General features: G+C 52.8%; 19 protein-coding genes. 10 read left to right on the top strand and 9 right to left on the bottom strand.

What is annotated here, in order from left to right; translation table 11 throughout:
- Nucleotides 1-68: 68 nt before the first annotated feature.
- The 6 genes from rlmKL to CWO84_RS00400 all read left to right on the top strand — a co-directional run bounded on the left by rlmKL (nucleotide 69) and on the right by CWO84_RS00400 (nucleotide 7,132).
- Nucleotides 69-2,264 carry a bifunctional 23S rRNA (guanine(2069)-N(7))-methyltransferase RlmK/23S rRNA (guanine(2445)-N(2))-methyltransferase RlmL gene (gene rlmKL / locus CWO84_RS00430; protein ID WP_101051467.1) on the top strand — a complete coding sequence of 732 codons (2,196 nt, stop codon included), beginning with the start codon at nucleotides 69-71 and terminating at the stop codon, nucleotides 2,262-2,264.
- Nucleotides 2,261-2,533 carry an acylphosphatase gene (gene yccX / locus CWO84_RS00425; protein WP_033158553.1) on the top strand — a complete coding sequence of 91 codons (273 nt, stop codon included), beginning with the start codon at nucleotides 2,261-2,263 and terminating at the stop codon, nucleotides 2,531-2,533. The genes rlmKL and yccX overlap by 4 nt, the downstream gene beginning before the upstream one ends.
- Nucleotides 2,534-3,028: 495 nt before the next feature.
- On the top strand, nucleotides 3,029-3,955 hold the full coding sequence (gene hemC / locus CWO84_RS00415; RefSeq protein ID WP_033158551.1) for a hydroxymethylbilane synthase: 927 nt from the start codon (nucleotides 3,029-3,031) through the stop codon (nucleotides 3,953-3,955).
- Nucleotides 3,956-3,984: 29 nt separating this feature from the next.
- Nucleotides 3,985-4,734: a uroporphyrinogen-III synthase gene (locus CWO84_RS00410; protein ID WP_240617929.1), complete on the top strand. Its 750-nt coding sequence runs from the start codon at nucleotides 3,985-3,987 to the stop codon at nucleotides 4,732-4,734.
- Nucleotides 4,718-5,884, top strand: a complete 1,167-nt coding sequence (locus tag CWO84_RS00405; RefSeq protein ID WP_033158549.1) for a uroporphyrinogen-III C-methyltransferase — start codon at nucleotides 4,718-4,720, stop codon at nucleotides 5,882-5,884. Before CWO84_RS00410 ends, CWO84_RS00405 begins: the two co-directional genes overlap by 17 nt.
- A gap of 12 nt (nucleotides 5,885-5,896) precedes the next feature.
- Nucleotides 5,897-7,132, top strand: a complete 1,236-nt coding sequence (locus tag CWO84_RS00400; RefSeq protein ID WP_051670340.1) for a heme biosynthesis HemY N-terminal domain-containing protein — start codon at nucleotides 5,897-5,899, stop codon at nucleotides 7,130-7,132.
- Between the two features lie 20 nt (nucleotides 7,133-7,152).
- On the opposite strand, the gene CWO84_RS00395 is transcribed toward CWO84_RS00400, so the two are convergent.
- From CWO84_RS00395 to ubiD, 3 genes are all read right to left on the bottom strand, one after another.
- Nucleotides 7,153-8,235 carry an HD domain-containing phosphohydrolase gene (locus tag CWO84_RS00395; RefSeq protein WP_033158548.1) on the bottom strand — a complete coding sequence of 361 codons (1,083 nt, stop codon included), beginning with the start codon at nucleotides 8,233-8,235 and terminating at the stop codon, nucleotides 7,153-7,155.
- 207 nt (nucleotides 8,236-8,442) lie between these two features.
- On the bottom strand, nucleotides 8,443-9,579 hold the full coding sequence (locus tag CWO84_RS00390) for a SpoIIE family protein phosphatase (RefSeq protein WP_033158547.1): 1,137 nt from the start codon (nucleotides 9,577-9,579) through the stop codon (nucleotides 8,443-8,445).
- 40 nt (nucleotides 9,580-9,619) lie between these two features.
- Nucleotides 9,620-11,083 carry a 4-hydroxy-3-polyprenylbenzoate decarboxylase gene (gene ubiD, locus CWO84_RS00385; RefSeq protein WP_033158546.1) on the bottom strand — a complete coding sequence of 488 codons (1,464 nt, stop codon included), beginning with the start codon at nucleotides 11,081-11,083 and terminating at the stop codon, nucleotides 9,620-9,622.
- Nucleotides 11,084-11,385: 302 nt separating this feature from the next.
- Between ubiD and CWO84_RS00380 the strand changes: the two genes are divergently transcribed.
- Nucleotides 11,386-12,090: a hypothetical protein gene (locus CWO84_RS00380; RefSeq protein ID WP_033158545.1), complete on the top strand. Its 705-nt coding sequence runs from the start codon at nucleotides 11,386-11,388 to the stop codon at nucleotides 12,088-12,090.
- Nucleotides 12,091-12,286: 196 nt separating this feature from the next.
- On the opposite strand, the gene CWO84_RS00375 is transcribed toward CWO84_RS00380, so the two are convergent.
- Both CWO84_RS00375 and CWO84_RS00370 read right to left on the bottom strand, forming a co-directional pair.
- Nucleotides 12,287-14,767, bottom strand: a complete 2,481-nt coding sequence (locus CWO84_RS00375; protein ID WP_033158544.1) for an FtsX-like permease family protein — start codon at nucleotides 14,765-14,767, stop codon at nucleotides 12,287-12,289.
- Nucleotides 14,764-15,456 carry an ABC transporter ATP-binding protein gene (locus tag CWO84_RS00370; protein WP_033158543.1) on the bottom strand — a complete coding sequence of 231 codons (693 nt, stop codon included), beginning with the start codon at nucleotides 15,454-15,456 and terminating at the stop codon, nucleotides 14,764-14,766. The genes CWO84_RS00375 and CWO84_RS00370 overlap by 4 nt, the downstream gene beginning before the upstream one ends.
- Between CWO84_RS00370 and CWO84_RS00365 the strand changes: the two genes are divergently transcribed.
- Nucleotides 15,455-16,054 (top strand): arylesterase, encoded by a 600-nt coding sequence (locus tag CWO84_RS00365; protein WP_084153408.1) that lies wholly within the window; start codon nucleotides 15,455-15,457, stop codon nucleotides 16,052-16,054. The genes CWO84_RS00370 and CWO84_RS00365 overlap by 2 nt on opposite strands.
- Before the next feature lie 8 nt (nucleotides 16,055-16,062).
- Here the strand turns inward: CWO84_RS00365 and CWO84_RS00360 are convergent, their stop codons facing one another.
- From CWO84_RS00360 to CWO84_RS24080, 4 genes are all read right to left on the bottom strand, one after another.
- A complete protein-coding gene (locus CWO84_RS00360) occupies nucleotides 16,063-17,013 on the bottom strand; it encodes a glycosyltransferase (protein WP_033158542.1) in 951 nt (316 codons plus the stop codon).
- Nucleotides 17,014-17,052: 39 nt separating this feature from the next.
- A complete protein-coding gene (locus CWO84_RS00355) occupies nucleotides 17,053-18,135 on the bottom strand; it encodes a GNAT family N-acetyltransferase (protein ID WP_033158541.1) in 1,083 nt (360 codons plus the stop codon).
- Nucleotides 18,136-18,342: 207 nt separating this feature from the next.
- Complete coding sequence (locus CWO84_RS00350; protein WP_033158540.1) at nucleotides 18,343-18,822, bottom strand: hypothetical protein; 480 nt, start codon at nucleotides 18,820-18,822, stop codon at nucleotides 18,343-18,345.
- A 228-nt stretch (nucleotides 18,823-19,050) separates the two neighbouring features.
- Nucleotides 19,051-19,230 (bottom strand): hypothetical protein, encoded by a 180-nt coding sequence (locus CWO84_RS24080; protein ID WP_133120629.1) that lies wholly within the window; start codon nucleotides 19,228-19,230, stop codon nucleotides 19,051-19,053.
- Between the two features lie 29 nt (nucleotides 19,231-19,259).
- Between CWO84_RS24080 and CWO84_RS00345 the strand changes: the two genes are divergently transcribed.
- Nucleotides 19,260-20,678, top strand: coding sequence for an acetyl-CoA carboxylase biotin carboxylase subunit (locus CWO84_RS00345; protein WP_033158539.1), 1,419 nt, complete (start codon nucleotides 19,260-19,262; stop codon nucleotides 20,676-20,678).
- A 16-nt stretch (nucleotides 20,679-20,694) separates the two neighbouring features.
- Entirely contained in the window at nucleotides 20,695-22,518 is a 1,824-nt protein-coding gene (gene oadA / locus CWO84_RS00340) for a sodium-extruding oxaloacetate decarboxylase subunit alpha (protein WP_033158538.1), read from the top strand.
- Nucleotides 22,519-22,638 lie beyond the last annotated feature (120 nt).

Below are 22,638 nucleotides of genomic sequence, written 5' to 3'. Positions count from 1 at the left end.
AAAATATCCGCCGCAGTCGCAGCACATTTTAGTATCCTAGCCAGCCATTCCGTACCCAGCCGTCAACCATGAGCCAATACCCACTTTTTGCCACCACGCCTAAAGCGATGGAAGGCATCCTTGCCAACGAAATCAAAGCCCTGGGCGGCCAGAACGTCCGCGAAAAAATGGCCGGCGTGGCTTTTGAGGGTGATTTGGCACTGGCTTACCGGGTCTGCCTGTGGTCGCGCACCGCCAACCGGGTGTTTCTGCCCTTGAGCAGTTTCGAGGTCAAATCCCAGCAGGATTTGTACGATGGCGTCAAAAAGATCAACTGGTTCGAACACATCAAACCGGACGACAGCCTGGCGGTATCGTTTAGCAGCAAAAACAATCCGGCCATTAACAACACCCATTTCGGCGCCTTGAAAGTCAAGGACGCCATCGTCGACCAGATGCGCGCCAAGTTCAACAAGCGGCCCAATATCGATACCGACCGGCCCAGCATTCGCGTCAATGTGTATCTGCATAACGAAACTGCCCAGCTAAGCCTGGACTTATCCGGCGAGAGCTTGCACAAGCGCGGCTACCGTGACGTCAACATCGCCGCGCCGATCAAGGAAAACCTGGCGGCAGCAATTTTGCTGCGCGCCGGCTGGCCGAAAATCGCCGAGCAAGGCGGATCCTTGCTCGATCCGATGTGCGGCTCAGGAACGATGCTGCTAGAAGGCGCGATGATCGCTGCAGACTATGCGCCGGGCTTGCAGCGTGATTACTTCGGCTTCCTGGGTTGGAAAAAACACGATGCGCAGTTGTGGCAAAGCCTGCTCGACGAAGCCAAGCAACGCCGCGATATTGGCTTGAGCAAAATGCCGGTCATCGTCGGTTTCGATCAGGATCGGCGCACCGTGGTAGCCGCCTTGCAGCATGTTGAAAACGCCGGCTTGGCGGGCAAGATTCATATCGAACGGCGCGACATCGCCGATGCGACAGCGGCGGAAAGTTGGCCCAAAGGCCTGATCGCCTGCAACCCACCCTACGGAGAACGATTGGGCGACGAGACGGAAACTTCCGAATTGTATCGCCGCTTTGGAGAGGTACTAAAACAGCGCTTCGTCGGCTGGCAGGTGGCGATGATCATCAGCAATCCGGAACTGGGTTTTAGATTGGGCGTACGTTCGCAAAAGCCGATTACCTTGTTCAACGGCGCGCTGGAGTGCAAATTGCTGCGTTTTAATATCGAAGAACAGACCTTCTTCGAACCCAAAGCCAAATCCCAGCAAGAACGCATCGAGCAAATCAGCCGGCGCACCGAAACCGAGCAGCCCGACAATCAGGCGGAGATGTTCGCCAATCGCCTGCGCAAGAATCTGAAAAAAATCGGCAAGTGGGCCAAGCAAAACCACGTTTATTGTTACCGGCTGTACGATGCCGATTTGCCGGAATACGCGGTGGCGGTTGACGTTTATCAGGGGGACAAGACTTGGGTCAACGTCCAGGAATACGAATCGCCGAAAACCATCGATCCGGCCAAGGCTAATCAGCGTTTAGCCGGGGCGATGATGGAAATCCCCAAAGTATTGGAGATACCCAAGGAACAGGTATTTCTGAAAATTCGCCGCAAGCAGAAAAGTACCGATCAATACGAAAAACAAGGCGAATCCGGCCGCTTTCATGTGGTCGAGGAAGGCGGCTGCAAGTTTTGGGTGAATTTTGAGGACTACTTGGACACCGGCCTGTTTCTGGATCACCGGCCGATTCGATTGATGATACAAAAACAGGCCAAGGGCAAGCGTTTCCTGAACCTGTTTGCGTACACCGGAAGCGCCAGCGTGCATGCGGCAGTCGGCGGCGCGGCGTCCAGCGTCACGGTCGATATGTCCAACACCTATCTGGACTGGGCCAAGCGCAATTTTGATTTAAACGGCATCCAAGGTGATCACAAACTGCTGCGCGCCAATTGTGTGGAATGGCTGGCGGAACAAGCCGGCGCCAAGGACAAGCCGCAATTCGACCTGATTTTTCTCGATCCGCCGACCTTTTCCAATTCCAAGAAAATGGACGAAGCCTTTGATATTCAGAACGATCATCTGCACTTAGTGCGCAATGCTACGGCCTTACTGTCTCCGGACGGCGTGCTGTATTTTTCCACCAACTTCCGCCGCTTCAAACTCGATAGACAAGCCTTGGCGGACTTGCAGATAGAAGACATCAGCGCGAAAACCATTCCGGAGGATTTCGCCCGCGACCAAAAAATTCATTATTGCTGGAGGATTACGCGATGAGCGAGTGTCTACACATCATCGTCAAGGGCCGGGTCCAAGGCGTGTATTTTCGCGCCTATACCCAAAAGCAGGCGGTGAAATTGAATTTGAAAGGTTTTGTCAGAAATCTGGCCAACGGCTCGGTGGAAATCGTCGCCACCGGCCATCCTGAAGACTTGCAAAAACTGTTGGCGTGGTGTCACAAAGGGCCGATGTTGGCGAAAGTTTCCGAGGTAATCGTCAGTTCACATGCCGCAAGCGAGCATTTTGAGTTGTTTGAGATTAGGTAGGCACTGCCTGATTAATACGCATTCGTTCGTTAATAGGGAAACAGAACACTAATATTCCCTGAAAGCGCAAACACACAGACGGCGCTGGCAATGGCGGCCAATATGTAACCGCAGACGCGGACTTTTAGCCATAATCCGACTGAAAACAAAACCAGCACCAACAAGGCCAGAGATAAGGCTAGCCAAGAATTGATCTGCACAAAATATATCAACCACCGAGCAGCGATATAAATCGCAATAGCTGCTCCCGCTAGGAGTAGTAAAAGTTCGTACATATTCCAATGGACGCGAATTTAAAATTCGTCTGATTGTTGAAATTAGAGAACTTTAACCAAGAACAACGTTTGAAGCCAATTCTCTCGCCCCATTCCCGCCGTCTCTGCAACGCTTATAACTTCTACCCACCTTCCCCCCTAAATCGGATTACAATAGACAACATTTATTCTCAACAAAGGGCGCAGCTTAGACGCCCGCCAGCAATCGGCAGGAGCAGTTTTGGCAGACAGAATTATTCGCATCGCTACCCGGCAAAGCCCGCTGGCCTTGTGGCAGGCCGAGCATGTCGCGGCACGGCTGCAACAAGCATTTCCCGGCTTACAAACCGAATTGGTCAAAATGGTCACCCGCGGCGATAAAATTCTCGACGCACCGCTAGCCAAAGTCGGCGGCAAGGGTTTGTTTGTCAAGGAACTGGAACAAGGCATGCTGGAAGGCACAGCCGACATCGCAGTGCATTCCATGAAAGACGTACCTGTGGAGTTTCCGGAAGGCTTGCATCTGGCGGTAATTCTGGACAGAGAAGATCCGACCGACGCCTTTGTTTCCAATCACTATCGCAGCCTGGCCGAATTGCCCGCTAACGCGCGCATTGGCACCTCCAGCTTGCGCCGCCAATGCCAAATCAAGGAAAAATTCCCGAATGCGGAAATCCTGAGTTTGCGCGGCAACGTCAACACCCGTCTGGCGAAACTGGATGCCGGCGAATACGATGCAATCATCCTGGCGTCGGCCGGCTTGAAACGTCTGGGAATGGGCGAACGAATCACCGCTCAATTGCAACCGACGGAAAGCCTCCCCGCCATGGGCCAAGGCGCTATCGGCATCGAGTGCCGGATCGACGACGCCGAGATTCATAAGTATTTAAAGGTATTGCACGACGAGGACACCAGCATCCGGGTCGGCGCCGAGCGAGCGATGAATGCCCGACTGAACGGCGGCTGCCAAGTACCGATTGCCGGTTTTGCTGAAATCAAAGGCGAGCGATTATTGCTACGCGGCCTGGTCGGCAGCCCCGACGGTTCTTTATTGTACCGAGCCCAGGCGGAAAGCAGTCTGACGGACTTCGAAGCGTTGGGCAAGGCCGTAGCCGAGGATTTATTGGCGCAAGGCGCTGACAGGATATTGAGCGAGCTGTATCAGTGAATTCCGCTTTAAACGGAGCCCGCATTTTGGTGACGCGCCCGGCCTTACAAGCTGAGAATTTGTGTACTTTAATTGAACAATGCGGCGGTATAGCGGTACGTTTTCCGACACTGGAAATCGTCGGGGTAAAGCCCGATCCGAATTTGCTGGGCCAAGCCGCCGCCGGCGACTGGCTGATTTTTACCAGCAGCAACGCGGTGGATTTTGCTATCAAGGCGTTCGGTGGCAAAATGCCGGCCTTGCGTAAATTCAAAGTCGCGGCTGTCGGCGCCGCAACCGCCAACGCATTGCAGCAAGCGGAATGGCCGGTTGATTGCGTGCCGGCCAGCGCATTCAACAGCGAAGGCTTGTTGGCTGAACCTGAATTGCACGCTGTCGCCGGCATGCGCTGCGTCATTGTGCGCGGAGTCGGTGGCAGGGAGAAACTGGCGGAGAGCTTGCGCAGCCGCGGCGCGGAAGCGAGTTATCTGGAAGTGTATAGTCGCCAACAGCCGATGGCGGACAGCACGGAATTGCGGACAAGCATAGCCCAAGGGAAGCTGGACGCCGTGACGATCACCAGCGTCGAAGCGTTACAAAATTTGTTGGCGATGCTGGATGACGAGTCGATAGTATCGTTGAAATCGATACTTTTAGTCGTCGTGAGCGAGCGGATCGGCCAAGCGGCCGAAGATTTCGGATTTAAACAGATTGCAGTGAGCGCACAGCCCACGGATGCAGCGATTTTAGAGACCTTGACGACGTTATTTAACGGGGAAAACAGTGGCCGAAGTAATTGAAGAACAACAAGAAAATCCAGCTCCGGTAGTGGTGGTTAAAAAGTCTCACGCCGGATTGTGGATAGGCATCACCTCTATCGTATTGGTGATTGCTTTGGCGGGTGCAGGCTTTTTCTTTTTCCAGCAATTGCGCTTCAGTCAAGATACCGAAAACAATCAGGATAACCTGAAGATACTGGAACTGGACAAAGAACTTAACGGCCTGCGCGAACAGCTAAATGGCGTGCAAACGCAAATCGCCAACGTCAATGCCGAAATGACCGGCAAAGATAACCACTTTAATGAAACATTGGCTGATTTTTCCAAGTTGCACGATGAGCGCCTGAGCACGGCGCGCAAAGAGCTGGAAGCCTCCATTGTGGCTTTGCAACGGCAGCTGGGTAAAACCCGCGGCGACTGGCTACTGGCCGATGCCGAATATCTGTTGACCGTTGCCAATCAGCGTTTGCATTTGGTCGGTGACGTCACCACCACCCGCGAAGCGCTGGAAGCGGCCGATCAACGGCTAAGAGAAAGCGGCGACGCAGCGGTATTTAAGGTCCGTGAGCAAATTGCCAAGGAAATCGCCTTGTTAAACGGTGCGACCGTACCGGACATCGTCGGCATCTACAGCGGCATCCAGCACTTACAAGACGCAGTGGAAGGTTTATCGGTGTTTCTGCCGCACGCAGGCAAGCAGCCGGAAAAGCCCGAACCCAATAGCGACTTATCAGAACACGGCCATGAAATCTTGAATACGGTCGCCAAACAGCTGGAAGGCTATGTCGTGTTGCGCCACACCGAACAACCTGTCAACGCCATCCTGACCCCTGAAGAAGCGCACTTTATCAAGCAGCAGTTGAAAGTCAGGCTGGAAATGATCGAAATTGCCTTGGTACAACAAAACGATACCTTGTTTGCCAGCAGCATCGCCGACGCCAAACAATGGCTGAAGAAAAATTTCGCGGAAAATCAGCAAACCGATAACTTCGTGGCTGAACTGGACAAACTGGCGAGTGTGCAAATCCGCAGCCAATATCCGGATGTTAGCGGTTCGTTAAAGCTGCTGAAAGACATCAGTAAATTGCGTATCGAATCCGATAAAGCCGTGCTGAATAATCCGCCAGCGGAAACGGCCTCGCCGGCAATACCCTCTGCCGACCAGCAATAAGCGAGTGGCATTATGAAAAATCTCATGTATTTTCTAGGCTCCTTGCTTTGCGCCGTTCTGGTGGCGTTTTTGCTACACAGCTGGCTGGTCAAACAAAACGATCCCGGTTATGTGTTAATCGGTTTCGGCCACTGGTCGCTGGAAACCTCTTTGACCGTATTCGCCGTCGCGCAAGTAATCGGTTTTTTCGTTCTCTACAATTTTTTCCGCTTGATGGGTGTGTTGATTCGCATGCCCAACCAATTTGCCAAGCGCCGCCGCAATATCCGTTTTAATCGCTCGCAGGAAGCCCTGGTTGCCGGCTTATTCGATGCAGCAGACGGTAATTGGGAGCGTGCGGAGAAAGTGCTGATCAAGCATGCCGCGCATAGCGGTGCACCATTACTACATTACTTGACGGCCGCCAGAGCCGCACAATCGCGCGGTGCGCTGGACAAGCGCGATGAATATCTGCAAAAAGCCAGCGAACAATCCCCGGACACCAATATGACCGTCGGCTTGACCCAAGCCGAATTGCACCTGTCCGAGAAGCAATTCGAACAAGCCTTGGAAACGCTGGGCAAGTTGCACTCCATCAATCCGGGCCATGCACGGGTTTTGAAAATGATGCATCAGGCGTATCAACATCTTGGCGACTGGGAAGGCTTGAGCAAGATACTGCCTTCGCTGCAACAGCATAAAGTGTTGATGGAAACCGAAGTTAAGTTGCTGGAAACGGAAACCTTCAGCCGCCTGCTGAAACAAACCATCGCCCAGGGTGACCGCCAGGCGATTCAAACCTGCTGGGAAGGCATCCCCGATCACATTAAGACTCTGCCGGGCATCGCCAATATCTATTTTGCGGCAATGATTGCCGCCGGCGCCGGCAGTAGCGTGGAATCGGCGATGCTCAAGCAATTGGGCCGGCACTGGGACGACACCTTGCTGGTGTTGGTTTCCAATATTGAAGCCGAAGATAAAGCCAAGCAATTGCAGTCGATCGAACAATGGCTGGCGGTTTACCCCGGCAATGCAGTGTTGTTAAGAGTGCTGGGCAAGCTGGCTTTGAAAGCCGAACAAATGGAGAAAGCCGAACAATATTTGTTGAAAAGCCTGAATACCGAAGCGTCGGTGGCGACCTATCAATTATTGGGCGAATTATTGTTTAGCAAAGGCGACAAGGATCAAGCCTGCGATTATTTCAAACGCGGTATGGAGTTGGCATCATCCGAGCTGATCAGCAGTGTGGAATCGATTCGCACAGCTTAAAAACTTAAAACAACCCGCGATCAGTTCAAATCCCGAATAACCTCGGCGTCTGCATATTCGCTTTTGATAATCAAAATTTCCGGCAAATTCTTTTTTAACAGCGGCGCTAATTTAGGATCAAAATGTTTGCCGGATTCCGAGGCGATATAAGCCAACGTTTCTTCTACCGCCCAGGCCGGCTTATACGGTCGTTGCGACGTCAGCGCGTCAAATACGTCGGCTAGCGCGCAAATTCTGCCGGCAATCGATATATCTTCTTCCCGCAAGCCATTCGGATAGCCGGTGCCATCCCACTTTTCATGGTGATGTTGGGCAATGGTACGCGCGGCCCGCATCAACTCGGTCGGCGAGCCGGATAAAATATTGGCGCCTATTTGCACATGGGTCTGCATGATCCGCCATTCTTCGGGGTCGAGCTTGCCGGTTTTTAACAGAATCCGGTCCGGAATACCGATCTTACCAATATCGTGCATCGGCGCCGCATTCAGAATAATTTCCGCCTCCTGCTCAGTTAAGCCATACGCCAAAGCCAACAACTGCGCATATTTACTCATGCGAATGATATGGTTGCCGGTTTCGTTATCCCGATACTCGGCGGCCAGCCCCAGTCTGCGTATGACTTCCTGACGAGTACGATACAATTCGTCGGTTCTGGTTTTAACCTGTTGTTCAAGAAGGCGGTTTTGATCGCGTATCTGATTATGCATCAAGCGCACTTCCAGCAGATTGTGGATGCGGGTAACGGCTTCCAGTTGATCGAAGGGCTTGGTCAAAAAGTCCTTAGCGCCCAAACTCAACGCTTTCAAGCGGGTCTCCATGTCCGGTTGCGCACTGAGCACCAACACGGGTAAATAGTCGTCTCTGAAACGCTGTTGCAATTGTTCCATGACATCGAAGCCGCTTAAATGCGGCATGCGGATGTCTAACAAAAAGGCATCGAATCGCGTGGTATCACACAGAGAAGTCACTTCGCGAGAATCGCAGGTCGATTGAATATTCCGATAACCCTGGCGCTGCAAAATTTTTTCCAACAATTTGACGTTAGCGGGTTCGTCGTCGACGATGAGAATGGCGGCTTGCAGAATATGCTGTTTTAAGTCCACGTTGCTGTTTTCAAAGAATCATGAAGTTGGGAGCGAAAACCTAGCAGTCCGACTCGTACCGAGCCGTGCCTGCTGAATGGGTTATCCGCGAGATTCTGAGTATAGACAAATTAGTTGAGTCTGCTTTTTACCGCCTGACGCCAGCATTCAATCTAACAGCCGAAAAGATTCCAGAAATAAAAACCAGCCGGCCCAACATCGAAAACATCAGCGGCAGCGAATGGCCATACAGGAAATATCGTCTTGCGCTTCCCGGTTCAGCATATGCGCTTCCAAGGCCTGTTGGATCGCCGCCACTTCAGCGCCAGGCGGTGCCGTTCTGAGAATCTGCAGGACGCGCTCTTGGCCGAATAAAGCGCCGTCAGGATCCAGGGTATCGGTCAAGCCATCAGAGTACATAAATAACTCGCAAGCCTCCCGCCAATGCCAGATTTCGCAAGTATCGTCGAATTGCCGGTTATCGAGAATGCCGGCAGAGGGGTGTGAGGAACGAAAGGTGTGAACCGGCTTGCCATCGCCATCCAGCGCATAAACATCGGGTAAGCCGCCATTCCACAACTCCACCGACTTTTTTTCAGCATCTATCATGCCCAATACCAAAGCCACGAAACGGCCCGTCGGCATCTGGCTGTGCACCAGGCGATTGATCTCGCGGACGATGATGGGTACGGCCAGGCCCTTTTTCGTCATCGCCTGGAATGCCTGATTGACAATCACCGTCGGTAACGCTGCCGCCAAGCCGTGGCCGGTCGAATCGGCGAGCATAAAGTAAATTTGTTGCTTACTGACGCGCCTGGCACAAATCAAATCGCCGCTAAAGCGTTTGGCCGGCAATAACCAAAACTGCAAATGATCGTCTTTCAGATCGCTCTGTTTAATTAACCTCTCAAAAATACTCTGTAAAAACTGCTGCTCCGCTTCGTTTTCGTCGCGATAGGCTTTAAGTAGCTGAGTATCGGCAATAATCAGATTTTGCATATCGATCACACGCTGCACCGAACCCAATTTAGCGGCAAGAACAGCGCGACTGAACGGTTTTTGCAGATAGTCGTCAGCACCGGCTTGCAGCCCATCCAGGACATTTTGGTCATCGGCTAGCGCGCTGAGCACAAAAATCGGCACCCACTTGTCCAGGGTTCGCTCTCTAATCGCTTTGATAGCCTCCAGGCCGTCCATGACCGGCATCATAATATCCATCAGAATCAGATCGGGATTTACGCTGGCCAGAGCGTGAACCGCCTGCTCCCCATTTTCGACCAAAATGACTTCATGCTGCATCCTGCTCAGTAATTTGTCGAGCAATAGCCTGTTTTCGTAGATATCGTCGACAACCAATATTTTCATTAGGAACTGTACCGTTATTCAAGCGAACCGGCAGTCTACCCTAGTTAAATAGGGTATCCCACATAGAATCGACTTTTTTGATGACATCCTCACTCATTACAATCGGACGTCCCCACTCCCGGCTGGTTTCGCCCGGCCATTTGTTGGTCGCATCGAAACCGACCTTGGACCCCAAGCCCGACACCGGCGAAGCAAAGTCCAGATAATCTATAGGCGTGTTTTCCAAAATCGTCAAATCGCGCGCCGGGTCCATGCGGGTGGTAATCGCCCAAATCACGTCCTGCCAATTGCGTACATCGACATCGTCATCCACCACGATCACAAATTTGGTGTACATAAATTGGCGCAAATACGACCAGATACCCAGCATCACCCGCTTGGCGTGGCCGGCGTATTGCTTCTTCATGCTGATCACCGCCATCCGATACGAACAGCCCTCCGGCGGCAGATAGAAATCAACGATTTCCGGAAACTGCTTTTGCAGGATGGGCACGAAGACTTCATTTAAGGCCACACCCAAAATAGCCGGTTCATCGGGCGGACGGCCGGTGTAGGTGCTGTGATAAATCGGCACCTGCCGCTGAGTGATGCGTTCAATCGTAAACACCGGAAATTCATCGACTTCGTTGTAATAACCGGTGTGATCGCCGTACGGCCCTTCCGGCGCGGTTTCTCCCGGATAGATAAAGCCCTCCAAGACAATTTCGGCGCTGGCCGGCACTTGCAAGTCGTTGGACAAACATTTGACCACTTCGGTCTTGCTGCCACGCAGCAAACCCGCGAAGGCATACTCGGACAAAGAATCCGGCACCGGTGTGACCGATGCCAATATCGTCGCCGGGTCCGCCCCCAGCGCTACCGCCACCGGAAACGGCTGGCCCGGATGCGCTTGCTGCCATTCCTTAAAATCCAATGCGCCGCCACGATGTGCCAACCAGCGCATGATGACTTTGTTTTTACCGATGACTTGCTGGCGGTAAATCCCCAGGTTTTGCCGGTCTTTGTTCGGCCCTTTGGTAATCACCAGCGGCCAGGTGATCAAAGGCGCGGCGTCTTCCGGCCAGCAGGTTTGAATCGGGTAAACGCTTAAATCGACTTCGTCACCAACCCGAATCACTTCCTGACAGGGTGCGGAGCTGACTATTTTTGGGGCCATATTCAACACTTGCTTGAATACTGGGAATTTTTCCAGCGCGTCTTTCATGCCCTTCGGTGGCTCCGGCTCTTTCAGATAGGCCAGTAACTCGCCGATGCCGCGCAATTCGGACACATCTTTGGCTCCCATGCCCATCGCTACCCGCTTCGGCGTGCCGAACAAGTTGCCCAGCACGGCAATGTTGGAACCTTTCGGGTTTTCGAACAGCAAAGCCGGACCGCCCTGCTTCAATACCCGGTCGCATATCACCGTCATTTCCAACACCGGATCGACTTCCTGCTTGATGCGCTTCAGTTCGCCCTGCTTTTCCAGTTGGGCGATAAAGTCTCGTAAATCTCTATATTTCATGCATGGTCCTTAAAAGGGGAGGCAGAACTTCGTGTCATGGGGTGCAAAATTAAAGCGGCAATCATACGCTGAGTTAAGCTAGACGAGAAAACCAAAGAGACAAGTAATCAGACTATGATCTCTTATGAGCTAATTTTTTTAATCCGAACCGTTTACATTTGATTATTCCATTGCCAGAAATCAAACCCGTGCCATACTTTTGACGAGGGGTCAGCTTGCCGCGTTAACAGTCGTAGATGTCGGAGCAGCATTTGAGAGCTAGTCCCGAAAGAAAGGTTTAATTTTATTCGTGGAGATTTGTTATGGGATTTGCATTAACTGATGTATGTGGCTTTCGTCCTGCAACTTATGCGGGACGTCCAATTCCAGAAAAAGACTTGGCGAGCGGAGGGCTAGGAAAATTCGACACCCACTTCGGCATCAATGGGGACGTATCGGCGATTGTCAATGATGGCGATATTAATACATACGGCCCTCGCGCAATCGATTTGAATCAACGCGGGGGTATTGTTGCCGAAACGCTTTGGAATAAGTGGCAAGACAATCCATCTGATAGTGACGTATCAGGTTTTTTGACTTTTTTTGAAGAAGTAGGTGGCAGAAAGGCCCCAAAGAACACGCAATATCCGGTAGGAGCGAAGATTAGCGGCGTCGATGTAGGAGGAGATGAAAAATATAAGTTCGGCGCGACCAACAAAAAAACTTCTAGTATTTCCGACGAGAATAGTGAAGGCGCCATGTTTCAGTTGGGTACTCGCTGGTCTAAAGTGGCTTTAGAACATACCGTTAAAAATGGAGGGCGTATTCACTTTCATTTAGATGGGATGGGAGATATTAGCGACCTTTTGAATAAGTTAGGCGATTTTAATTACAACGTCACGACCCGAGAGTTACGCTATGTCTACCGTAATTGGATTAGATTGGGTAAGTCTGCGATTTTTTATAATGGCTTTTCTAAAACTTCGTCTGGAATTTACAAAGCGGTTATCGTCGATAGACCCTGGTAAAAAGCACTAACGTCCAGCGTAGTGAAGGCACTTTTGTGCCGATGGCAATAAGTAGCACCCTCGGCGCGATGTACTCCGAATGTGAAAAATCCATAACCATACAAGCTAACTGGAAACTATTAGACGCTCTTTACTGGAAACTTTTCAAAGCCGTTTGACATATCGCAACCATCGCGAAAAATTTACTGATCAACCATCAACGCCTCAACACTTGTAGCGGTGGTTGATTAACCACCTGCCTAACCCCCCAGTACCCTGCCAGCCCCACCGTTATCGCGCCTATCGCCGGCAATGCACCCCACAAATAGTAGCCGGGACGATAATCGATCTGCATCACACGGGTATACAACGCATACAGAATCGCTTCGCTAGCCAGAGCCGCCATGACGCCAGCCAAGGTGCCGAGCAAGCCAAACTCAATCACGTGCGTGGTACGTAAAAAGCCGCGCCGGGCACCCAAAGTCCGCATCAGCCCACCTTCGTAGATTCGTTGATCCAACGTGGCATAGACGGCAGCAAACAGCACGGTAAAACCAGCCGCCAAGGCAAAATACAGCAGTAGATTGATGGCCTTGGTCAACTGCGTCAGGATCATCTTGAACTGTTTCAAAATCTGATCAACTTCCAATATCGTGATCGCCGGATACTTTTTCAGCAGGGTATTCAACAGAATTTTTTGGGTATCGGCCAGATAAAAGCTGGTCATGTACATGGTCGGAAAGTTATCCAGCGTGCCGGGCGAGAAGATCATGTAAAAATTGGGCCGCATCGTATCCCACTGCACGCTGCGGAGTTGAGCTACCTTGGCGCTGAATTGCGCGCTCCCCACCGTGAAGGTCAATTCATCGCCCAGCTTGATTTTCAAGCTTTCCGCCAGTTTTTGCTCCACCGATACCAGACCCGGCCGATCGACTTGCCAAGCACCGCCATCGGTGGCTTTGTTATCGTCCGGCAATTGCACCGCCCAGGTCAGGCTCAATTCGCGTTGAGTGGCGCCTTCGCCCTGGGTGTCTTTGCTGACCCGGCCTTGCACCGCTTCGTTATTAATCGTCACCAGGCGTCCGCGTACCACCGGATAAAACCGGCTGCTGGGGATTTGCGCCTGCTGCAATTCGCTTTGAAATGCCTGCTGCCGTTCCGGCAGGATATTCAAGGCGAAATGATTCGGCGCCTGTTCCGGCAATTGCTGTTGCCAGTTGTCGATCAAATCGCTGCGCACCGTAAAACTCAGGGCCATGGCGGTGAGCGTGATGCTGAAAGCCAATATCTGGCTGACGCTGGCCTGGCTGTTCCTCAGCAATCCCTGCAAGCCAAAACGCCAATTCAAGCCCATCCTCGGCAACAGCTTGCGCGCCAGCAATAACAAACCATATACCGCGCCACCTACACCCAATAGTGTTAGCGCACCCAACCCCAATATGGTAGATGTCATTTTCGGGTCTTGGGTGTAGCGCCAAATCAAGCCGCCGATAATCGCCAGCGCCAAACCGTAAATCAACCAACCACTGGTGGGTAAGGGTTCCAACTCACGGCGCAATACCCGCAACGGTGAGACTTTTTGCAAGCGCAGCAACGGCGGTAAAGCAAAACCCAGCAAGATTGCCAAGCCCGAAGTCAAGCCAAAAAATACCGCCAACCAGCTGGGACTGGCCAACTCTTCCGGCAACAAGGATTTTAACAGCTCGAATAAACCAAATTGCGCCAACCAGCCCAAGCCGCAGCCGACGCTACTGGCTAACAGGCCCAACACCAAAAACTGCAAACCGTACAGCCAGACAATTTCCGCTTGTTTACACCCCAGGCAACGCAACAAGGCAGTGGCGTTGAAATGCCGCTCGGTGTAACGGCGGGTAGCCATCGCAATCGCCACGCCGGCAATCAAGATCACCACGATACTGGACAAGCCCAGGTAACGCTCGGCGCGCTGCAATGCCGATCCCAGCTCCGGGCGATCCTCATGTATATCCAGGATTTTTTGCGAACTGTTCAGTTGCGGTTTCAACCAGGTTTTAAAGGCAAGTAAAGCCTGTTCGTCGCCGCTGAACTGGAAAGCGTAACGCACATGACTGCCGGGTTGAATGACGCCGGTGGCAGCCAAATCGATTTGATTAATCATCACCCGCGGCGAAAAGCTGTAAAAGTCACCGCGCTTGTCCGGCTCGTAGCTCAACACCCGGCCGATGGTCAGAGGTTTTTCGCCTACGGTTAGCGTATCGCCGATTTTTAGATGTAGAGCCGGTAGTATGCGCTTGTCTACCCAAGCCGAGCCGGGTTCCGGACCCTGGCTGGCGACGATTTCATCCTGCGACTCGGCATCGCTGGTTTTCAATTTCCCGCGCAGCGGGTAGCCGCTGCTGACGGATTTTACCGAAGCCAACAGCATTTCCTGGTTTTCCAGCAAAACGCTGGCAAACTCGCTGGTTTGCGAATGGGATAAGCCCAATTCGCCGGCCTTGGCCAACCAGGTATCGACTATGAGCGCCGGCGCAGCCACCACCAGATCACCGGCTAAAAACTCGGCGGCTTGCACCGTCATGGTCCGATGCAAGCGATCAGCGAATAGCGATATAGCGGTGGAACTGCTGACCGCAATCAGCAAAGCCAGCAGCAATAAGGTCAGCTCTCCGGAACGACTATCGCGCCACAACAGTTTCATGGCTAGATTGACGCGCTTCATACCACGCTCCCGGCGTCCAGGCGAATGGTGCGTTGACAACGTCCGGCCAAAGTCATGTCGTGAGTCACCAAAATCAAAGTGGTATGTTGTTCTTGATTGAGCTCGAACAGCAGATCGATGATGTGCGCACCGGTTTTGCTGTCCAGATTACCGGTCGGTTCGTCGGCAAATAGGATGGTAGGCTGGGTGACAAAAGCCCGCGCTAAAGCCACCCGTTGCTGTTCGCCGCCCGACAATTGTTTGGGGGTATGCGTCAAGCGCTGCGACAAGCCCACTCTATCCAGCAAGGCCCGGGCAGCGCTCGCCGCTTGAGCATGTCCGCTGAGTTCCAGCGGCAGCATGACGTTTTCCAGAGCCGTCAACCCCGGCAGCAGTTGAAAGGATTGAAACACGAAACCGACCAATTCGTTGCGCAACAAGGCGCGGCCGTCTTCGTCCAGCTTGGTCAGATCGCGGCCGTTGACCACCACTCGACCGGTGCTGGGCGTATCCAATCCAGCCAGCAAACTGAGCAGGGTGGATTTACCGGAACCGGACTCGCCGACAATGGCCAAACTCTCGCCCGGATTGATGATTAAATTCACCGAGGACAAGATGTGTAAAATGCCTTCGGAAGTTGGCACCGATTTACCGAGTTGTTCGGTAACGATAATCGGGGAACTGGTCTTATCAATATGAGTATTCAACATGTATAGCGTGGTCCTTGCCGTAATTCTGGGTTTACTACCAATCAGCGCCATGGCGAAATCGATAGTAGTATTGGGTGACAGTATTAGTGCCGGTTACGGCATCGAAGTTCAGCTTGGCTGGGTGGCTTTGTTGCAAAACAAGCTAACCGACCTGCATAGCGGCTATGTTATCAGTAACGAAAGCATCAGCGGCGATACTTCCGCTGGCGGCCTGGCGCGACTGGAGCAAATTTTATCGCGGCATAAACCGGATATTGTGTTGGTGGAACTGGGCGCCAACGACGGCTTACGCGGTTTATCGCCGGCGGAAATGAAAAATAATCTGACCGAAATCACCCGGCGTTCGCAAAACGTCGGCGCCAAAGTGATGCTGCTGGGGATGAAGATTCCGCCCAATTACGGCAAGCGTTATGTCGAGATGTTTTACGAGGTTTTTCCGCAGCTATCCGCGGAATTGAAGATCCCTTACGTGCCGTTTATCCTCGAAGAGGTAGCATTAAACCCGGAGATGATGCAGGCCGACAGCCTGCACCCGAATGAGCTGGCACAACCGGTGATTGCCGAAAAGATTTGGGGATATTTACAAGCCTTGCTGTAGGCAAGTCGCTAATCTGCCGCCAACGTTTGCTTAAACGCCGGCAGTTGCCGATAACCGGCGATTTCGCCGGCCGTAAACATCCATTTCATTTTTTTTTGCAGGCGTTGCTGCTCGCGCGGTTCCAACCAAAAACTCACGATCCTGCTCAGGTAATGCCGCAGCAAATATAGCGGGATACCGGCTATGTTCTTCCCGGCAGGTACATCGGCATAAGCCAGCACCTGACAGCGGGCCACGTCGAACATCCAGCGGCAGACATAGGCTTTAGTCATCCGCTCCGGGATGTTGCAGTGATACAGCAATGCTTCCGGCACATACCAAAACTCGCCGCCACCACGCCGAAAACGGCCCATGTATTCGGTGTCTTCCGTAAACGGTACCGAGGTACCCGGCCCCAGTTCTTCGCGAAACCAGCCGTTTTTGGCTACGGCCTCGGCTCTTAACGCGGTGTTGACGCCACCCGGAATCACCTGTTCATCCAAAATTTGCTGAGACATACCAAAATCGCGGGTATTGGTAATGCCGCGCGGCAAGGCAAACTCACCTTCTGTATGCAGCCAGGCGGGGATGTCGCCCAGCCATTTGGGTAATACTTTGCCGGCAAAACCGTCGATTTCCGGATGCAGCGCGGCGGCATCAATGTAAGCCTGCAACCAAGTTGCCTGCGGTTCGACATCGTCGTCGGTGAACACCAATAACTCAGCTTGCGCTTGCTTGATGGCGCGATTCAAAGCGCGGGACTTACCGGGAATCGGCTCCGAGACGCAATGCACCGGCAACCGACCACGCTCAGCTTCGGCAGAGATCACCGCAACGGTGTCGTCGCTGCTGCCGTTATCAACCATCAGCAATTCCCAGCGGGTCTCGTTATTCAGGCGCATGGCGGCCAATGCGTCGAACAAGCGCGGCAATATCGACGCTCTGTTGCGGGTGCTGATAATCACGGAGGCGTTTAACATAGGCGGCAGACCGAATTTAGAATGTTGGATTGGGCAATATTACAGTGGATGATCAAAATAATCGCCATCGATCCCGCTGCGGTACCAATTTTGCAAAATATTGTCGGCTAGCGGCGGCTCACTGTAGATCCAATACCGATTACCGCGCGACGGCACCTTTTCATAGCCAAGACTGCGGAACAGACTAATCAATGACGGCGAGGCGACTTCCAGGCTCCCCCAACTAACCCCGTTCTCCCGCCAATAAGCAAATAGGTAATACAACAGGGTCTGTAAGGCCGGCTCATCGTCCAAGGGATAAAACACATCGCGCAGTACGGCCATGCTGATAGCCTCTCCAAAGCTTTGCTGATGCCAGATGGCATAAGCGCGCAATTTGCCGGCAGCGTCGCGCAGCGCGAAAAGCCTTAAAGGACAGGTCGGAAAATCGAATAAACGCCAATTCAAGTAGCGGCTACTACGTTCCAGACAAGAGGTGTAGCCCGCTTTGACCCGCTCCCACAACGCATCAAACTCGGTGTCGCAATGCCAAACCTCCGCTAAGGTAAAACCGCCGCTACGCAATTTGACATTCCGTAAGCGCAAGTTGATGTCAAATAGGCTGCCCAACCAATAGCCCAATGATTTGCCGGCGCGTTTCTCCCAGGAGCCGCGATAACCGACGCGCAAACGATAAAAGTCGTTATCGCTACCGCCGATCGGTACGAAGCCGCATTTTTTGAAGGCTTTCTGGGTAATCACGCCGGCAGTCACCGTGCCGTTGAAACGGGCAAATTCGAGGCTGTGTTCGATCAGCTTGGTGGCTAAGCCCTGCCCGCGAAACTGTTCATCGACGCAGGTATTGGAACCGAAGGCAAGCGTTACGGATTCGCCGTTCAACCACCAGGGTTGTACGAACATGGCCCGGAAACCGGCCAAACTCCCATTGTGCCAAACCCCGACGCCGACGCACGGCAAAGCGTTCTGCCAGGGGTTATGCGCGATACGGCGCTCGAACCACTGCTGGATGTATTCGGGGTGTTGCTGAAACTCCTCGAAATTGGCAACGGCAATCCGAATGCAATCCGGAATATCCGCCGGTTGGATAGGTCCATAGACAAAATGGTCTGCAACAGCGGACATAGGCTTTCTCGAAAAAGTGCAGGAAATGATTAGCCAGGCCTAACTATCGTTAGCAAAGGCATCAGCGACAATCGAAAACTATTATCGGTGCAAACTTGCTGCAATACCAAACGACAGCGTCGTTATAACAGGATTGAAGGAGCAGGAAAAGTTGAGGCTTGGGCAACACGCGCACTGCCCAAACCCTCAGCACATCTATAACGGCGCTTACCGGACTGAATTCAAAACCGCTTTGGTATCCAGCAAATTGCTGCGTTTTTTCAAGCCCAGAACACCCAGCATGCCGCTGAGAAAAAACCAGGCCGCCGTGGGTAAGGCGGCTTTCAATTCAGCTGTTTTGCTTTCGTCTATCACTGGCTGGAAAACCGTGCCAAGCAGGCCAAGTAAACCCATTTGCGAAACCATATCGCCAAGCCCTGCTATGTCCGACAAGGCTTGCTGAAATGTTACGACCGCACGGGTCTTGACCCGTGTAAACAGTGTGAGCGCATAGTCCTGCAAGGGCTTATCCGCTACTGGATTCAATGGCTGCTCCTGGTAAGCACTTGGCAAATCCGGCAAAATCGTTTGGAAGGATTCGAGCGGGTTTAACGTATTTTCGGTCGTAGCTGCTTGCGCAAGCTGTATCCCCCAAAACGATAGACCAATAAAAAATAACGCGGAAAGTAACGGCTTGTTTGTGTCCATATTAAAACCCCAGAATTAATCAATTAGTTAAGAGGTGAAACCCTATTCGCACAAACCGGACCGATTACGGCTGGCAACGGCTTATGGTATAGGCATCCATACACAGGAGGATAGCACTATGCGTGCCAATTGCAAGAGGCTGTTTTATATCAACATTTCCCATCCACCCTTTAAACTTGTTGGTATAGAAGCCACAAAAAGCCAATTAAATGCTGCTAACACAACAACTTAGCGGCTAGCGACTTCATCAAAGTCGTAGTAGCCAACATCGCGGAAATAACCAGTATTTTCTGTCTGAATCCAGTGGCCGGCAACACCGCCACCACCCAAGCTAAAGGCTAATCTCCCATCGGCAAACGGCGGTTTTCTTGTTGAAAGATAGCCATAAATTGTTAGAGTAGTAGGCAAGTGACTGAACACTAAGACTCGGGAGCATCATGTTACGCAAAATACTGATCGCCAATCGCGGCGAAATTGCTGTCCGAATCATTCGGGCCTGCGCGGAAATGGGCATTCGTTCAGCGGCTATTTATTCGGAAGCCGACCGCTTTGCCTTGCACGTCAAAAAAGCTGACGAATCGCATTACATCGGCAGCGAGCCGCTGGCCGGCTATTTAAACATCTACGGCTTGGTAGATTTAGCCTTGCGCACCGGCTGCGACGCCATTCATCCCGGCTACGGTTTCCTGTCAGAAAACGCCCAGTTCGCCAAAGCCTGCCAGGAACGCGGCTTGGTGTTTATCGGCCCCTCCGCCGAAGTGATCCAACGCATGGGCGACAAAACCGAAGCCCGCAGCGCGATGATAGCCGCCGGTTTACCCGTCACGCCGGGCTCGGACGGTAACCTGGATAGCGTCGAGCATGCCTTGCAGGTGGCCGAACAAATCGGTTATCCGATCATGCTGAAGGCCACTTCAGGTGGCGGCGGGCGCGGCATCCGGCGTTGCGACACCCCCAACGAACTGCGGCAAAACTATCAGCGGGTAATTTCCGAAGCCACCAAGGCCTTCGGCAGCGCCGACGTGTTTTTGGAAAAATGCGTGGTCAATCCGATCCACATCGAAGTGCAGGTATTGGCGGACCATTTCGGCAACACCATCCATCTTTATGAGCGCGATTGCTCGGTGCAGCGGCGGAACCAAAAGCTGATCGAAATCGCCCCATCACCGCAACTCGATGAAGCGCAACGCCAGTATCTGGGAGGCTTGGCAGTGATGGCGGCGAAAGCGGTCGGTTACACCAATGCCGGCACCGTGGAGTTTCTGTTGGACGCCAACGGCCGTTTTTATTTCATGGAAATGAATACCCGGGTGCAAGTTGAACACACCATCACCGAAACCATCACCGGTGTGGACATTGTCGAAGAACAAATTCGCGTAGCCGCCGGCTTGCCGCTGCGTTTCAAGCAGGAAGAAATCGTCAGACGCGGCTATGCGATTCAATTCCGCGTCAACGCCGAAGACCCTAAAAACAATTTCCTGCCCAGCTTCGGCCACATTTCCCGTTACTACGCCCCCGGCGGCCCCGGCGTGCGTACAGACACCGCAATTTATACCGGATACGAAGTCCCGCCCTTTTACGACTCGATGCTGGCTAAAGTCATCGTCAGCGCGATGACCTGGGAAGACGCGATAAATCGGGGCGAGCGAGCCTTGAAAGATATGGGCTTGTTCGGCATCAAAACCACGATTCCGTATTACTTAAAAATTCTCGGTCATCCGGATTTTCGCCGCGGTCGGTTCAACACCGGCTTTGTCGAAGCCAATCCCGACCTGATCAATTATTCCAACAAGCCGCGACCGGAAATTCTGGCCAGCGTGCTGGCGGCGGTTGTCGCCTCCCATACTGGCCTGTGAACCCAAGGAAACCCCAATGAGCAAAGTTTACGTAACCGACGTTATCCTCCGCGACGCCCACCAATCCCTCATCGCCACCCGCATGCGCACCGAAGACATGCTGCCGGCCTGCGCCATGCTGGACGACATCGGCTATTGGTCGCTGGAATGCTGGGGCGGCGCCACCTTCGACGCCTGTCTGCGCTTTTTAAAGGAAGACCCCTGGGAACGGCTAAGCAAACTGAAAGCCGCGCTGCCCAATACCCGCCTGCAAATGCTGCTGCGCGGCCAAAACCTGCTCGGCTACCGGCATTATTCCGACGATGTGGTGCGTAAATTCGTCGAAACGGCCGCGCGCAACGGCATGGACGTGTTCCGTATCTTTGACGCACTGAATGACATCCGCAACTTGGAAACCGCTATCGAGGCCACCAAAACTGCAGGCAAGCACGCCCAAGGCACCATCTGCTACACCACGAGTCCGGTACACGACATCGCCAGTTTTATCAAATTGGGAAGAGGCTTAGCCGACTTGGGGTGCGATTCGATTGCCATTAAAGACATGGCGGGCTTGTTGACACCTTATATTGCCGGCGAATTAATCAAGGCCCTGAAAGATGCCGTCGATTTACCGCTGCACTTGCATTGCCATGCTACGGCTGGCTTAGCGGAAATGTGTCAACTCAAAGCCATAGAAGCCGGGTGTGAGCACGTCGATACCGCCCTGTCATCTTGGGCCGGCGGCACCAGCCATCCGCCGACGGAGTCCTTGGTCACCGCTCTCCGCGGCACTGATTTCGACACCGGCCTGGATTTGGATAAACTGCAAGCAGTGAATCAGTACTTTCTGGACGTACGAAAAAAATACCGCCGCTTCGAAAGCGAATTTACCGGCATCGACACCCGCGTTCACATCTTTCAAGTGCCTGGCGGCATGATCTCCAACCTGGCCAACCAGTTAAAAGAACGCAATGCCCTGGACCGCATGGCCGAGGTGTACAAAGAAATTCCCGAAGTCCGCAAAGACTTAGGCTACCCGCCATTAGTCACGCCCACCTCGCAAATCGTCGGCACCCAGGCCGTGTTGAACGTGCTGACCGGCAAGCGCTATGAAACCATCAGTAACGAGGTGAAGCGTTACATGCACGGCGGCTACGGCAAAGCGCCGGCACCGGTCAATCCGCAACTGCAAGCCAAGGCAGTGGGCAAGGAAGAAGTCATCGAGTGTCGTCCTGCAGATTTACTCAAACCGGAATTCGAGCATCTGCGCAACGAAATCGCCCACCTGGCGATGAATGACGAAGACGTGCTGAGCTTCGCGATGTTCCCGGAAATTGGTAAACAATTTCTGGAGCTGCGTTCCACCGACAGTCTGGTCGCCGAACCCTTGGAATTGGACGAAGCCCCGGCGTCCGCCGAAGTGAAAAAAGCCCCCACCGAATTCAACGTGGCACTGCACGGCGAGTCCTATCACGTCAAAGTGACTGGCGCAGGCCCGAAAAACCAGAGTTTGCGGCATTTTTACTTCACCGTAGACGGCATGCCGGAAGAAATCGTCATCGAAACCCTGGACGAAATCGTGCTAGACGGCGGCGCCCAAGGCGCGGTGCAAAGTGCCATCGCCAGCAAACGCCGCCGCCCCAGCGAGCCGGGCGATGTGGTCACCAGCATGCCCTGCAATATCATCGACGTATTGGTCAAGGAAGGTCAAAAAGTCAATGCCGGTCAATCTTTGCTGGTGACTGAAGCCATGAAAATGGAAACCGAGATCACCGCGCCGATAGCCGGCATCGTCAAAGCCATTTATGTGGCAAAAGGTGATGCGGTTAACCCTAATGAGGTGCTGGTCGAAATTAATTAGGAGAAAAGACTAAAGGCGAAAGGTAAAATGGCGTGTTTGCCGTGAGGATGGCTTTCATATATTTGTAGCTGTTTACTTTGGCAAATGAATTCGCCACTACAATTATGCCGGCTGCTCGTC

Source organism: Methylomonas sp. Kb3 (assembly GCF_002834115.1).
Classification (GTDB): Bacteria; Pseudomonadota; Gammaproteobacteria; order Methylococcales; family Methylomonadaceae; genus Methylomonas; species Methylomonas defluvii.
Note: the sequence above shows the minus strand (reverse complement) of the source record. Positions and strands in the feature narration are given on the sequence as shown.